We start from the raw sequence: 14,448 nt of genomic DNA, 5'->3' as shown, positions 1-14,448 counted from the left end.
CGGTCACCCGCTCCTGCCGCCCGCCTCTCCCCTCCTGGGGCGGGCGGCAGGGGGCGGCCGTCCACGTGAGACCTTTCCTCAGTGGTGCGCGCCGCCGTCCGCCCGGTGACGGGGGATCAAGGCGCTGACCGTCTTGCCGGCGGTTTCGTCGGTGACGGCCACGGCTTCCGCTATCTGATGGATCATCGACCAGCCGAATCCGCCTCCCTCACCGGAGACATCCGGAGTGCGCGGCTGGGGCGGGACGTGGCTGCCGTCGCTGACGGCCACGGCAATGGCCTCCGGGCAGGCCGAAAGATGCAGGGCGCAGGACGGTCCTTCCGCGTGGCGCACCGCGTTGGTGACGAGTTCCGAGACGACCAGGACCACCGCCTCGATGTCCTCGTGGTGCAGGACCGGGTCCAGTCCGCGCAGGAACTCGGCAGCGAGATGGCGTGCGCGCCCGGCACCTTCGGGGCAGCTCCTCAGGTCGACGTACAAGGTCGGCGGTGCGGTGAGTGTCCGCGAACCCGTGGTGGTGCTCATGAAGCTCACCTCGTCGTGCATCGTCATGGTGAAAACGTGGCGGGAAGCGTGCCCCGGAACCGGCCGCACACTCCACTCCACGTTGCGCAGGTGGGTGATCCGTCGGCGGGTCCTTTACCACTCGTTCCTTCCTTCGACGCGCCTACCCGGAGCGATCGTCGCGAAAAGCCCTCACCCGCATCGGCTTCACCCGGCCCCGGCGTTCGAGTGGTTGGGGAATTGCCCCCAACTGTCCGTTTCTTGTCGTAGCCTTGCAGGTCAGCGCCCCGCCCCCGGATGCGCAGGTCGGGCACATCCGCGGCTCGGGTTGCCGCGGGAAAGGTGTGACGCTCTGTCACCGGGGTACGGGAGATGCACGGCCGGCGCGCGCCGCGAGGGCCCCCTCCCGTGGAGTGCTCCGGCTCGGCAGTGCACGCGAGAAGGCAGACGAAAAGGAGGAGTGACCGTCATGAACAACATCTGGACGTACGCTCCGGATCTGGAGCCCCAGGGGACGCCTCTGACGGGTTTCGACGTGGAGACGGCTACCGGCACGATCGGTCAGGTGGAACGCCAGATGGATCAGCCCGGCCTGCAGCACCTGATCGTCGACACCGGCGTCTGGGTCTTCGGTAAGAGCGTGCTCATCCCGGCCGGGATCGTGACCGGGATCGACCGTGCAGCGAAGGTGGTGACCGTCGCCCGCACGAAGGAAGAGATCAAGGCCGCGCCCCGCTTCACGGTCGACAGCGAGACCGCCGATCTCGGCTATCTGGCCGAGGTCGGCAGCTACTACGGCCGGCTCCCCGCGCCGGCTCGCGTCTGACGCGAAGGGAAGGCCCGACAGCAGTGCGGGTCGGGTGGCCCCGCCGGGATGCGGCGGGGCCATCGCTGTGTCGGGGGCGGCACCGGGCGGCCGGCAGAGGGACCGCGCCGGGGGGGCCGACCGGGCGGCGGTCAGGGCTGGTCGATCACGTCGACCGTGACGCCCCGGCGGCGCAGTTCGGTCAGTTCGCCGGCCGGGGCGGCGCGGTCGGTGACGACACGGTCGTAGCGGGCGATGTCGCTGTAGGCATGGGTGGCGGTCTTGCCGAATTTGGTGTGGTCCACCAGCAGGAGTGCGCGTTGGGCGCAGTCGAGCATGGCTTCCTTGATCTCGGCGTAGTCGCGTATCGGGTGGAAGAGGCGGCCGCCGAGGACGGACACCGCGGACATCACCGCGAGGTCGGCGCGCAGGCGGCCCAGTGCGCGCAGGACGTCGGGGCCGACGCAGGAGCCGAATTCGCCGCGGTAGCGGCCGCCGAGGAGGGTGACGTCGGCGCCCGGGGTGTCGTCGAAGAGGCGGGCGACACCGAGGGAGTTGGTGACGACGGTGACCGCCTCGGTCCGGGCGATGTGGGCGGCGAGCGGGAAGACGGTGGTCGAGTCGTCCAGGACGACGGTGCTGCCGGGCCGGATCTCGTCGGCGACGGCGGCGCACAGCGCTTCCTTGAGTGCGGAGTTCACGCCGACGCGGAAGCGGGTCGCGGTCTCCATGGTGAGGCTCGGGAAGGGGGCTGCCCGGCCTCGTTCCTTGCGCAGCAGGCGGCGTTCGGCGAGCTGGTCGAGATCGCGGTGCATGGTGGCGAGGCTGACCCCGAAGTGTCTGGCCAGTTCGTCGATGCGGACTTCTCCGTGTGCGACGACATGGGCCAGTACGTCCTGCCGGCGCCGGTCGACCTCGGCCAGCGACGACCGTGCGGAAGCCATCGGGGCCGCCCCTCCTCGGTCGGGCAGCGGCGGTGCGCCTACCGCTGCGGATAGATGACGGCCTTGACCGCGGTCTCGTCGCGGGTGGCGACGGTCAGTGCGCGTTCGGCCTGGGCAAGACCGTAACCGTGCGAGACGAGCGAGTCGAGCCGGACCGCGCCCGAGGCGACCAGTGCCGTTGCGGTGGGCCAGGTGTGGGCGTAGCGGAAGGTGCCGGTCAGTTCGAGTTCGTAGTTCTGCACCCGGCTGAGCGGCAGTGGGATCTCGTCCCCGCCCATGCCGATGAGTACGACCCGGCCGGCCCGGCCGACGGTGCGGATCGCCTCGTTGCTCACGGCGGGGACGCCGGAGCATTCCAGGAGGACGGTGGGGGTGTACCCGGCTTCGCTCAGCGGGGTGCCGGAGACGTCGAGGGTGGTGGCGCCGGCCGATCGGGCGAGTTCGAGGCGGTGTGGCAGGACGTCGGTGACGAGCACGTCGTGGGCGCCGAAGGCGCGCGCCGTCTGGGCGGCGACCAGGCCGATGGGGCCCGCGCCGGTGATCAGGACGCGGTCGCCCGGGCCGATCCGGGCCTTGCGGCAGGCCCATACCGCCACCGACAGCGGTTCGAGCAGGGCGGCCTCCTCGATGGTCAGGGAGTCGGGGACCTCGTGGGCGAAGTCCTGTTGCACGGCCAGGTACTCGCAGAAGGCGCCGTCGACCGGCGGGGTCGCGAGGAAGCGCATGTCCGGGCAGAGGTTGTAGCGGCCCGGGCGGCATTCGCCGCAGCTGCCGCAGGGGGTGCCGGGTTCGACGGAGACCCGCCGGCCGATCCGCGCGGAGTCGGCTCCCGGACCTGCGGCGACGACCGTGCCGGCCGCCTCGTGCCCCAGGACGAGCGGCTCGCGCACGACGAAGTCGCCGATGCGCCCGTGGCGGTAGTAGTGCACGTCCGAGCCGCAGGTACCGACCGCCTCGACGCGGACGAGCAGTTCGCCGGGCCCGGGGGCGGGGACGGGGCGTTCTTCGACGGTCAGCTGCTCGGGGCCGTGGAGGACGGCGGCGCGCATGGTGGCGGGGATCGCGGAGGTGGCGGTCATGGCGGGTCTCACGGCTCCTGGGGTGCGGGCGTCTGAAGCAACAACGTAACCAGCTTTCTTCTATCAGAACAGGCTTGACTTTGCACAAAATACGAGAAGACTTGCGCAGGCTTTCGCCTTGCACCGCCGCACGCGGCACCTTCCCGCCGCGGTCGCCTCGGTCAGGTACCGCTTCGCCGCTCCTGTTCCGCCCCTCCCCCGCCCCCTGGAGGCCCCATGCCCAGCCCCGCCCGCCCCGGCCCGACAACGGGGCCGGCTGCCACGGCACCGCCCGGACGCCGCCGCTCCCCCGTCGAGCGGCTGGGCATCCCCCCGGCCCTCACCTGGGGCTTCGTCGGCGTCCTGCTGTTCATGACTGGCGACGGCGTGGAGACCGGCTTCTTCTCGAAGTACCTGGCCGACCACGGCCTGGCCAGGGCCGACGCGGCGGTCGTGATCGCGGTCTACGGCATCACCGTCGCGGTCGGCGCCTGGCTCTCGGGCGCCCTGTCGGACCTCTGGGGCCCGCGACGGGTGATGATCGCCGGCTTCGCCGTCTGGCTCGTCTTCCAGGTGCTGCTGCTGACGGTGGCACTGCCGGCGATGAACTATCCACTGCTGCTGCTCATCTACGGGCTGCGCGGCTTCGGGTATCCGCTGTTCGCGTACGGGTTCCTGGTGTGGGTGACCGCCGCGACCGCACCGCAGCGGCTGGGGACCGCCGTCGGCTGGTACTGGTTCGCCTTCACCGGTGGGCTGCCGACGCTCGGCTCGTTGCTGGCCAGCGCGACGATTCCGCAGGTCGGCTCGTACCGCACGCTGTGGTGCGCACTCGGTCTGGTGACGCTCGGCGGTCTGCTCGCCCTGTTCCTGGTGCGCGAGCCCACCGGCCGCTCGCGGCTCGCGCCGCCCGGCGAACGGCCGCTGGCGACGCTTGCGGGCAGCGTCTCGATCATGCGGCGGCGGCCCCGGGTGGCCGTCGGTGCGGCGGTCCGGGTGTTCAGCACCGGTTCGCAGTTCGGCTTCCTGGTCTGCATGCCGTTCTTCTTCACCGAGACGGTCGGCTTCACCACGTCGGCCTGGCTGCGGCTGCTGAGCGTGATGTTCACCGCGAACATCTTCGCCAACCTGTTCTTCGGTGCCGTCGGCGACCGGCTCGGGTGGCAGCGCACCATGACCTGGTTCGGCGCCGTGGCCTGCGCGGTGACCTGTCTGGCGCTGTACTTCGTACCGCTCGCGGCCGGCCCCGACTTCGCCGCCTCGGCAGCGGTGGCCGCCCTGTACGGCATCGCCCTGGCCGGATACGTCCCGATCTCCGCGCTCGTCCCGGCGCTGGCACCGCGCCACAAGGGACAGGCGATGTCCGCGCTCAACCTGGGTGCCGGGGCCAGCACCTTCGCCGGACCGGCCGTGGTCGCACTCGCCCTCGGGCCGTTCGGCGTGGCCGGCATCGTCTGGATCTTCGCGGGCCTGCATCTGGCCACCGCGGTCGCGATCCGCTTCCTGGAACCGGACCCGGAGTTCACCGCTCCTGGCGGGGCGCCGGCCGCACCCGCCGGTGCGGAGCTGTCCGCGGGCCGCCGCTGACCGGCGGAGGGCGGCGCTTGGCTCCATGATGGGGACGTCGGGTGACCGCGCGCTCACAGGTGCGTGGTCCCCGGGCCCTCCGGGCGCACCGCACCAGCAGCGAAAGGACCACGCATGCCCGCTCGCCATCTCGCCGCGGCCGCCGCTCTCGTGCTGGCGTCCGCCGTACCCGCCGTCGCGGCGGCCCCGGCACACCCCGACCTGCCGGCCGGCAGCACCGAGGTCCCCGTCGAACGGGGCTCGGCCCGCCTCCGGCTGTCCCCCGATCTCCGCAGCGCGCTCAAGGACGACGGCGTGGTGGTCACGAGCCTCGACGCGAAGGGGAGGGTCGGCCCGCGGGGCCACTCCGGCGGCGGAACGACGCTGCGGATCACCGGCGGTGCGGTCACCAACAGCGGCGGCAAACTGGGCGGTGACCTGCGGTTCGGCAGGGCCGGCCTGGCCCTGGTCGCCACCGGGTCCGGCACCGGCGAAACCTCGCGTACGCACGCTGCGAAGTCCCCGAAGGCCGTCAAGATCACCCGCTTCGAGCTGGATCTCGGCCACGGCACCCTGACCGCCGCCCTGCACAACGGCACCCGGTTCACGCTCGGCACCTTCGCCCGCCCCACCACACGAGCGGTCCTCCGGACAAAGACGCGCTCGCTGCGGGTGAACCTCACCATCAGGGCCACGCCCTCCGCCGCCCGGCTCGACGCCGCCCTCGGCACCCACTGCTTCACCGGCCACCGGACGCTGCTGCACGCCCGCATCGTCGCCTGGCTCGACCGGTCGGCCGACCTCCGCACCGCGCTCAATCTCGGGTAGCCCGGCCGGCTGCCCACAGGGTCCGCCGCGGACGGGGCGTCAGCGGGCGCGGCGGGTGTTGAGCCGGGCGGCCTGGCGCATCAGGTAATCGCGTTCGGCGAGGCTGGGCGCCTTCCGGGCCGCCTCGGCGTACAGCCGTGCCGCCGTCGCCAGATCGCCGTCGCGCTCGTGGAGGTACGCCGCCACCGCGGTGTAGCGGGGCAGCGGGCTTCCCTTGCCCGAGGAGCTCGTGGAGGAGGTGTCCAGCGCGGCCAGTGCCGCCAGGCCGGCGCGTGGTCCGTCGGCCTCGCCCACGGCGACGGCGCGGTTGAGGCGCACCACCGGGCTGTCGGTCAGGCGGGCGAGCTCGTCGTACCACTCGACGATCTGCACCCAGTCGGTCTCCTCGGCGGTGGGCGCGTCGGCGTGCAGTGCCGCGATGGCCGCCTGGGCCTGGAACTCACCGAGCCGGTCGCGGGCGAGGGCCGCCTGCAGGATCTCGACGCCCTCCGCGATCAACGTCGTGTCCCACCGGGAGCGGTCCTGCTCGGCGAGCGGCACCAGGCTGCCGTCGGGCGCGGTGCGGGTGGCGCGCCGGGCGTGGTGGAGCAACATGAGGGCGAGCAGTCCCGCCACCTCGGGGTGGTCGAACTGGGCCGCGAGCTGCCGGGTGAGCCGGATGGCCTCGGCGGCGAGGTCGACGTCGCCGGAGTAGCCCTCGTTGAAGACCAGGTAGAGGACGCGCAGCACGGTGGCGACGTCGCCGGGCCGGTCGAACCTTCCCCGAGCTCCCGGCTTCACCGGCGCAGGGGATGCCCCCTCGCCGGAGACGGTGCGCTTGGCACGGCTGATGCGCTGCGCCATGGTCGCCTCGGGCACCAGGTATGCCTGGGCGATCTGGCGGGTGGTCAGCCCGCCGACGGCGCGCAGCGTGAGCGCGACCGCGGACGACGGCGTCAGCGACGGGTGGGCACACAGGAAGTAGAGCTGGAGCGTGTCGTCCACCGCGGGCACCGGCCCGGGCTGCGGCTCCTCCTCGACGAGGTCCTCACGCCGGCGGCGGGCGGCATCCGCCCGGGTCGCGTCGAGGAACTTGCGCCAGGCCACGGTGATCAGCCAGCCCTTGGGGTCCCGCGGAGGGTCGGCCGGCCAGCCGCGGACCGCCTCGACCAGCGCGTCCTGCACGGCGTCCTCGGCCGCCGCGAAGTCGGCTCCGCGGCGGACGAGGACGGCGAGCACGCTCGGGGTGAGGCGCCTCAGCAGGGCCTCGTTCATCGGTGCGGGCACTCCGGGACGGTGGGCGGCGCGGCGAGGAACGGGCGTACCTCCAGCCACTCGTGGATCGGCTTCCCGCCGGCGCCGGGAGCGGCCGACAGCTCCCCGGCCAGCTCGACGGCGCGCTCGTAGCTGTCGACGTCGATCACCATCCAGCCGGCGATGAGGTCCTTGGTCTCGGCGAACGGGCCGTCGGTGACCGGCGGGCGTCCCTCGCCGTCGTAGCGGACCCAGGTGCCCTCGGGAGCGAGCGCCTGACCGTCGATGAACTCGCCGGTCTCCTCGAGCCGGGCCGCGAAGTCGCGCATGTACTGCACGTGGGCCGAGACCTCCTCCGGCGTCCACTTGTCCATGGGCACGTCGTTGGCCGGAGCCGGGGCGCCGCGGTAGTGCTTGAGCAGCAGGTACTTGGCCATCGTGGTTCTCCTCGGTGCTGGTGCGACCCATTGTGGTCGCGTTCACCCCGGGGACGGAGCAGGTCACGGATTCTCGACATCGCGGTCGGAACATTTTTTGGCTCGTGTGGACGGGCCGGGGTGAGCCGTCCCGTGGGCCGGGGCGACGCGCTGCCGGCGGGGAGCCGCGCGCCCCGGTCATCCCGGGGCGGGGCGGCGCCCCGCGGGCCGGCTCACCGGGTGGCTGTGGCGCCGGCGTGCTCCGGCAGCGTCCGGAGTCCCGTCTCCAGCGCCGGGGGCAGCGGAGCCGTATGGATCACGCCCAGCCGCTGTGTCGCCCGGGTGAGCGCGACGTACAGGTCGCTGACGCCCAGCTCCTGCGGCTCCGCCACGATCACCGTGTCGAACTCCAGCCCCTTGGCCTGTCTGGGATCGATCAGGACGACCGGGCTGGTCAGATCCGGGGCCGGGCCCGTGGAGGCGTCCGGGAGCGCGGGGACCAGGGCGTCGTGGCGGTCGCGCGGGGCGATCACCGCGAGGCGTCCGGTCCCTTCGCTCTCCCGCGCGACCGCGGCCGCCACCGCACCGGGCAGGTCGTCGGCGTGCTGCTCCCAGGGCCGTACGCCCGTCGAGCGGATCGAGCGCGGCGGCTGGAACGCGGGGTCGACGGCACCCGGCACCTGCGCCGCGACCTCCATGATCTCGGTCGGTGTGCGGTAGTTGACGCCCAGCCGGACGTGGTGCCAGCGCTCGTCGACGTACGGCGCGAGGATCTTCTCCCAGGCACCGCAGCCGCCCGGCTCAGCGGTCTGTGCCGGGTCGCCGACCAGGGTCATCGAGCGGGTCGGGCAGCGGCGCATCAGCAGCCGCCAGACCATCGGCGACAGCTCCTGCGCCTCGTCCACGATGATGTGGCCGAAGGCCCAGGTGCGGTCGGCCGCCGCGCGTTCGGCGGCGCTGCGGTGGTCGGCCTCCTCCTGCCGGTCGGCGAGCCGTTCCGCGTCGACGAGGTCGTGGGCGGCCAGCACCTCCGACTCCTCGTCGTCCCGGTCCTCGAACTCCTGGGTGCGGGAGCCGTACGAGAGGTCGAGCACGCCCTGTGCGTAGGCGATCCGCTCCTGGCGTTCGGCCTCGGCGGCGGCGCGGGCCGCCGAGTCGTCCGCACCGAGGAGTTCGGCGGCCTCGTCCAGCAGCGGGATGTCGGCGGGGGTCCAGCCGCCGCCGGTGCGGCGGATCGTCCGGGCGTCCGCCTGCGGGAGGTGGACGGGTTCCGTGAGGAAGTCCTCGACCAGCTGCTGGGGAGTGAGGGCGGGCCACAGCTCCTCGATGGCGCGGTGCACTTCGGGGCTGGTGGCGATGGACTTGCCGAGCTGGGCGATGTCGTCGGGGCCGAGCAGGTTGGGGCCGCCGTAAGGGTCCGCGCCGATCCTGTCGACCAGCTGCGCGGTGAGCGCGTCGATGACGCGGAACGCGAAGTGCGGGCGGGCGAGATTGTGCGGCAGCCGCGTCTCGCGGGCCTGCCGCCGTGCCTCGTCCGCGATCTCCGCGTCCAGCAGCAGTTCGCCCTCGTCGTGGTCGATCGCGAGCACGCCGTCGGGCAGCGTCTGCCGGTCGCGGACGAAGAGCGCCAGGGCGTCGGCCATCGCCGTACCGCCCTTGACCGCGGCCGCCTCGGGGGTGTCCGTCGCGGTGGGGGTCACCCCGGGGAACAGCTCACCGGGCGTGGCGAGCAGTACGCCCGTCTCGCCGAGCGCGGGCAGCACCTCCGAGATGTAGCCGAGGAAGGCCGGGTTGGGGCCGACGATCAGCACGGCGCGGCGGGCCAGTTGTTCCCGGTGCGCGTAGAGGAGGTAGGCCGCGCGGTGCAGCGCGACGACGGTCTTGCCGGTGCCGGGGCCGCCCTCGACGACCAGGACACCGTGCTGCGGGGCGCGGATGATGGCGTCCTGCTCGGCCTGGATGGTCTGCACGATGTCGTGCATCCGCCCGGTGCGCGCGGTGTCCAGCGCGGCCAGCAGTACGGCGTCCGCGTCGGCGCCCTCGTGGCCGGTGCGTTCGGTATCGGTGAGGTCCAGGATTTCGTCGTGCAGGGCGGTGACCCGGCGGCCTTCGGTCGTGAGGTGGCGCCTGCGGCGCAGCCCCATCGGGGTGTGCCCGGTCGCGAGGTAGAACGGGCGCGCGACCTCGGCCCGCCAGTCGAGGACGAGCGGGGTGCGCTCCGGGTCGTCGCGCCGGATGCCGATTCGGCCGATGTGGTGGTCGCGGCCGTCACGGAAAGCCAGCCGGCCGAAGCACAGGCCGTTCTCCCCCGCTTCGAGGGCGGCCAGCAGAGCGGACTGCTCGGTCACCGACACATCGCGTTCCAGCCGGGCCTGGGCGTTGCGCCCTTCCAACGGCAGGGCGTCGTGCACCGCCGTGGCGGCGCCGGCCTGCATTTCGGCGAGGCGCTCATAGAGCAGGTCGGTGAATTCCTGCTCGTGCCGCAATTCCTCGTTTGACAATTCAGCTCCGCTCGGATACGATTCGAATTGAAATTGGGGCTACATCTTGAAGGCAATCAAGACATAGAAGTCCTCAATATATGCAGAGATACACTCCGGCCGTCAATTCGGCACGGGGCTTTTTTCTTGTCCGGGGCGCGGCTGCGGCGGCCCCGGAATTCGCGCCTCCGCTCCGGCGCACCGCACATGGTCCCCTCCCCCGCACCCGGCACGCGCGACCAGGGCCGCCCGAACAGACGCAGGTCGACGGCGGTCAGCCGGGCGCCCCGCGCTCCGTGACGGCGGTCACCCGACGCAGCTCACTTCGGCCCGTCGATCAATTCGGGGTCGCCCGTCGGGCGGACCGTGCCGACGGATGATGGGCGTTCCGCGTTACGGACCCGTTCAACTGCCGGCCACGCACACCGCGCAAGCTTCGGAATGAGAAATTCCGATTGGTGACACCCGCGGTGGCCGGTCTCTCCGCCACCGCACGGAGGGCCCCATGGCCGGTATCGCATCCCCCACCAACCGTCGCAACTTCCTCCTCACTTCCGGCGCAGCCGTCGCGGGAACCGGCGCCGCATTCGCCCTTCCCGGTCAGCGCCGCGGCGGCGCACCGGAACCGGGCGCCCGACCCGCGGCGGCCGCGCCCGCTCCGTCGCCGGCCCGCCGCGGCGCCGGACGAGCCGCTCCGTACGGCCTCACGACGCTCGACACGACGGCGCGGCTGGCCGGCAGCGGCGGCTACCGGCGCCTCACCTCCGGCCCCGGCTGGCCGCTGGTCGTCCGGGGCGACCTCGCCGCCGCCCGGTCCGGGCGCCAGGACCGCAGGACCGCGCTGGCGTGCTTCGTCCAGCTCACCGACCTGCACGTGGCCGACGTCCAGAGCCCGCTGCGGACCGAGTTCCTGCGCGCCGGGTCGACCGGGTCCTGGCGGGCCCAGGAAGCCCTGTCGGTGGCCGGCGCGGTCTCACTCGTGGAGCAGGTCAACGCCCTCGGTGGCGGCCCGCACACCGGCCGGCCGCCGGCCTTCGTCATGTCCACCGGCGACAACATCGACAACCACTCCATGATCGAGCTGGAGTGGTTCCTCACCCTGATGAGCGGTGGGCGGATCACCCCCAACACGGGCGATCCGGCCGCGTACGAAGGCGTGCAGAACTGCGGCCTGCCGCTCTACTGGCACCCCGACCAGCCGCTGCGCGACCAGGACAAGAGACGCGGCCTGCCGGAGATCCCCGGCTTCCTCGACGCGGCGATCCGGCCCGTCACCAGCCCCGGCCTGCGCATCCCCTGGTATTCGACGCCCGGCAACCACGACGACCTGCCCGGCGGCTGCCTGGCCCCCGCCGACCCCGTACTCGGCGAGTACATCGTCGGCGCGCGCAAGCTGTTCGCCATACCGGACACCGACGTCGCGGCCTTCGTCAAGGTGCTGGACACCGGCGACGACCCCAAGAGCACCGTCTTCAAGGAGATCCTGAGCCACAACGCGGCCAGGGCGCGCACCGTGACCGCCGATGAACGCCGACGGCTGGTCACCCCCCACGACTACCTCCGCGCACACCTGAACCCGGCCTTCGCCGGAGCGGGACCGGCGGGCCACGGGTACACCGAGAATCACCTGGACGGCGAGCGGATGTACTACTCCTTCCCCGTCGCGGACGGCGTCGTCGGCATCAGCATCGACACCACCTACCGCAGCGGCCACTTCGAAGGCTCCCTCGGGACCGAGCAACTCCGTTGGCTCGAAACGACCTTGGCGGCCCACAGTTCCCGCCACTACGACGCGGACGGCCGTCTCGTCCGCAACCCCGGCGCCGACGACGCACACATCCTGGTCTTCAGCCACCACCACAGTCCGAGCATGACCCGGCGCCCGGACGCGGCCCGTACCGACGAGGTCCGGCACGACGGCGCGGAGGTCATCGCCCTGCTGAGCCGCTTCCCGAACGTGGTGGCCTGGATCAACGGTCACAGCCACATCAACCACATCACCCCGCACGCCCACCCCACCCCCGCCCGTTCCTTCTGGGAGGTCAACACCGCCTCCCACGTCGACTACCCGCAGCACGCCCGGCTCCTGGAGCTGGTCGACAACCACGACGGCACGGTGTCCCTCTTCGCCACTCTCGTGGAGTCCGCGGCCCCGCACCGCACGGACCTCGACGACCTGTCCGCGGTGGGCCTCGCCGCCCTCTACCGCGAACTGGCCTACAACACCCCCGGCCTCGCCACCGGCCTGCCCTCCGGCGCCGTCCACGAAGCGATGGCGGGCACGGCAGCCGACCGCAACGTCGAACTGGTGGTGCGGCGGGGGTGAGGGCGCCGGGCGGCACCCCCTACCCCCCTACCTGAGAGCTACCCGTTGAATGAGCTCCACGGTGGGACGTGGGGGACGGGGCGGGGTTCATAGGTTCTGGTGGCGGAAGCTCGACCGGCTTCCGGTACGGAAGGACCGATGACCATGGCGTCCCGCCCGCGTCGCAGACGTCTGCTGCGCACTCTGCTTGCTGTTCTTGTCGTTGCCTCGGTGGCCGTGCCCGTTGCGGGTGCGGCGCGTCCCGCGGCCGTTCCGGCGCCGGTTCCGGTGCCGCTCGGGCCGCTGCGGGACGCCTCTCCCCGGACGCTCGCCGAGCGGTACGCCGTCAACCGCGACGGGATCCGCGCCGCGGCGCGGATGGCCGCCCGGCACGGGGACCGGGCGCGGGCTGCCGCGCTGCGGGCGATGGCGGCGCCGGCCCGGCAGTTCCTCGCCTTCGACGGGCGCGGTGGCGGACGTACCGCCGAGGTCTTCGGCGATCTGTCGCGGGCCGAGCGGATCGCCGTGGTGGTGCCCGGATCGGATACCAGCCTGGACAGGTACGGGCGGCTCGGGGACGGGGCGGCGGCGCTGCGACGGGAGCTGGGCGGCCGGTCGGCGGTCATCGCCTGGCTGGGGTACGCGACCCCGGGCACGCTGAGCGCCGAGGTGGTGTCGCCGGACCTCGGTACCGCTGTGGCCCCCCATCTGCGGCGCTTCGTACAGGAGTTGAGGGCCGTACGGGGTACGGCGCGGATCGTCGCGCTGTGCCACTCGTACGGGTCCGTGGTGTGCGGCCGGGCCGCGGCGGGGCTGGCGGTGGACGACCTCGTCCTGTACGGCAGTCCGGGGGCCGGGGCCGACAGCGTCGCCGCGCTCCGTACGCGGGCGCGGGTGTGGGCCGGGCGGGGCACGGACGACTGGATCGCGCAGGTGCCACACGGGCAGCTGGAACTCCCTTTCGTCACCGTCGGGTTGGGCACCGACCCGGTCGCGCCGGAGTTCGGGGCCCGGGTCTTCGCCGCGGGTGGCGGCGGGCACAGCGACTACCTGCGGCCCGGTTCGCTGTCCCTGGCCAATCTCGCGCGGATCGTCGCCGGGCGGGCCCCGGTCGAGGAGGCCCACCGTGCTGCGTGACCTCGTCCGGCGGATCGACGCCGCCACGCCCGCCGACCGTGACCGTGCCGTCGACGCCCTGCGCGCGGTCGCGATCCTCGGCGTGGTGCTCGGGCACTGGCTGGTGACCGCGCTGGTCGCCGACAGCGGCCGGGTGCACGCCGAGAGTCCGCTGCACTATCTGCCACAACTCGCCCCGGTCTCCTGGGTGTTCCAGACCCTGGCGGTCTTCTTCCTGGTGGGCGGGCAGGTGGGGGCGCGCAGTTACGCCGCCGCCCGGTCCGCGGGCGGGTCGTACCGGCGGTGGTTGGGCGACCGGTTGACCAGGCTGTTCCGGCCCGTCGCGGCCGTGGTGACGGTGTGGAGCGTGGTCGCGGGGGCGCTGCTCGCCTCCGGCGCCGGGCTGGAGACGGTAGGCGCGCTGGGCAAGCTGGTGCTGTCCCCGCTCTGGTTCCTGCTGGTCTTCGCCGCACTGACGGCCGCGACGCCGCTGGTCGCCCGGCTGCACCCGCTGTGGCCGCTGGCCGTCGTCCTGCACGTCGATCTGGTGCGGTTCGGCCTGGGCGGGCCCGCCTGGCCGGGCTGGATCAATGTGGCCGCCGGGTGGCTGGTCCCGTACTGCCTGGGGGCCGCCTGGGCGCGCGGCGGGCTGCGGAGCCGGACGACCGGGTGGGGGCTGCTGGGCGGCGGCGCCGTCGCCACCGCCGGGCTCGTCGTGTGCGGCGGCTATCCGGCCTCGATGGTCGGGGTGCCCGGTGCCGCGGTCTCCAACCTCAACCCGCCCACCCTGGCGGCGGTCACCTTCGGGCTGGCGCAGTGCGGGGCGGCCCTGCTGCTCGTCGGTCCGCTGCGGCGGGTGCTGCGGCGTCCGGCGCTCTGGGCCGCGGTGGCGCTGGTCAACCTCTGGGCGATGACGGTCTTCCTGTGGCACCAGACGGCGATGATGGCGGTGACGGCACTCGGGCTGCTGGCCGGTGAGCCGCTGCCCGGCCTGCACACCGTGCCCGACGGGGCCGGCTGGGTGCTCGCCCGGCTCGCGTGGCTGCCGCTGTTCGCGGCCGCGCTGCTGGTGTGCTGGGCCGCGTTCCGCCGGTACGAGCAGGGGCGGCGGCAACACCGCGGCGGCAGCCGGGTGGTGGCCGGACACCGGCCCGCCCCGGTGGCGGGGGCCCGACGTGTCTAAGGTGTCCTCC

12 protein-coding genes are annotated in these 14,448 nt (G+C 73.1%); 6 read left to right on the top strand and 6 right to left on the bottom strand.

The genetic code is table 11. From position 1 onward, the window contains the following. Nucleotides 1-78: 78 nt before the first annotated feature. Nucleotides 79-552 (bottom strand): ATP-binding protein, encoded by a 474-nt coding sequence (locus SL103_RS18070; protein ID WP_244303950.1) that lies wholly within the window; start codon nucleotides 550-552, stop codon nucleotides 79-81. Nucleotides 553-973: 421 nt separating this feature from the next. On the opposite strand from SL103_RS18070, the gene SL103_RS18065 reads away from it, so the two are divergent. After that, the gene (locus SL103_RS18065) at nucleotides 974-1,330 is read left to right on the top strand and encodes a hypothetical protein (RefSeq protein ID WP_069573866.1); all 357 of its coding nucleotides are present in this window, start codon (nucleotides 974-976) and stop codon (nucleotides 1,328-1,330) included. A gap of 131 nt (nucleotides 1,331-1,461) precedes the next feature. Here the strand turns inward: SL103_RS18065 and SL103_RS18060 are convergent, their stop codons facing one another. Both SL103_RS18060 and SL103_RS18055 read right to left on the bottom strand, forming a co-directional pair. Further along, nucleotides 1,462-2,253 carry a DeoR/GlpR family DNA-binding transcription regulator gene (locus SL103_RS18060; RefSeq protein WP_069570033.1) on the bottom strand — a complete coding sequence of 264 codons (792 nt, stop codon included), beginning with the start codon at nucleotides 2,251-2,253 and terminating at the stop codon, nucleotides 1,462-1,464. A gap of 38 nt (nucleotides 2,254-2,291) precedes the next feature. Next, complete coding sequence (locus tag SL103_RS18055) at nucleotides 2,292-3,332, bottom strand: NAD(P)-dependent alcohol dehydrogenase (protein ID WP_208869895.1); 1,041 nt, start codon at nucleotides 3,330-3,332, stop codon at nucleotides 2,292-2,294. A 216-nt stretch (nucleotides 3,333-3,548) separates the two neighbouring features. Between SL103_RS18055 and SL103_RS18050 the strand changes: the two genes are divergently transcribed. Together SL103_RS18050 and SL103_RS18045 are read left to right on the top strand one after the other, a co-directional pair. Further along, complete coding sequence (locus tag SL103_RS18050) at nucleotides 3,549-4,898, top strand: MFS transporter (protein WP_079145812.1); 1,350 nt, start codon at nucleotides 3,549-3,551, stop codon at nucleotides 4,896-4,898. Nucleotides 4,899-5,012: 114 nt separating this feature from the next. Then, nucleotides 5,013-5,705: a hypothetical protein gene (locus tag SL103_RS18045; protein WP_069570032.1), complete on the top strand. Its 693-nt coding sequence runs from the start codon at nucleotides 5,013-5,015 to the stop codon at nucleotides 5,703-5,705. A 39-nt stretch (nucleotides 5,706-5,744) separates the two neighbouring features. Here the strand turns inward: SL103_RS18045 and SL103_RS18040 are convergent, their stop codons facing one another. From SL103_RS18040 to SL103_RS18030, 3 genes are all read right to left on the bottom strand, one after another. Beyond that, entirely contained in the window at nucleotides 5,745-6,959 is a 1,215-nt protein-coding gene (locus SL103_RS18040) for an RNA polymerase sigma factor (RefSeq protein ID WP_069570031.1), read from the bottom strand. After that, on the bottom strand, nucleotides 6,956-7,375 hold the full coding sequence (locus SL103_RS18035) for a YciI family protein (protein ID WP_069570030.1): 420 nt from the start codon (nucleotides 7,373-7,375) through the stop codon (nucleotides 6,956-6,958). Before SL103_RS18035 ends, SL103_RS18040 begins: the two co-directional genes overlap by 4 nt. Before the next feature lie 212 nt (nucleotides 7,376-7,587). Continuing rightward, complete coding sequence (locus SL103_RS18030; RefSeq protein WP_069570029.1) at nucleotides 7,588-9,840, bottom strand: HelD family protein; 2,253 nt, start codon at nucleotides 9,838-9,840, stop codon at nucleotides 7,588-7,590. A gap of 499 nt (nucleotides 9,841-10,339) precedes the next feature. On the opposite strand from SL103_RS18030, the gene SL103_RS18025 reads away from it, so the two are divergent. The 3 genes from SL103_RS18025 to SL103_RS18015 all read left to right on the top strand — a co-directional run bounded on the left by SL103_RS18025 (nucleotide 10,340) and on the right by SL103_RS18015 (nucleotide 14,438). Further along, entirely contained in the window at nucleotides 10,340-12,160 is a 1,821-nt protein-coding gene (locus SL103_RS18025; protein ID WP_069570028.1) for a TIGR03767 family metallophosphoesterase, read from the top strand. Between the two features lie 144 nt (nucleotides 12,161-12,304). Next, the gene (locus tag SL103_RS18020) at nucleotides 12,305-13,276 is read left to right on the top strand and encodes an alpha/beta hydrolase (RefSeq protein WP_069573862.1); all 972 of its coding nucleotides are present in this window, start codon (nucleotides 12,305-12,307) and stop codon (nucleotides 13,274-13,276) included. Further along, complete coding sequence (locus SL103_RS18015; protein ID WP_069573861.1) at nucleotides 13,269-14,438, top strand: acyltransferase family protein; 1,170 nt, start codon at nucleotides 13,269-13,271, stop codon at nucleotides 14,436-14,438. The genes SL103_RS18020 and SL103_RS18015 overlap by 8 nt, the downstream gene beginning before the upstream one ends. Nucleotides 14,439-14,448: the final 10 nt, after the last annotated feature.

Source organism: Streptomyces lydicus, assembly GCF_001729485.1.
GTDB lineage: Bacteria > Actinomycetota > Actinomycetes > Streptomycetales > Streptomycetaceae > Streptomyces > Streptomyces lydicus_D.
Note: the sequence above shows the minus strand (reverse complement) of the source record. Positions and strands in the feature narration are given on the sequence as shown.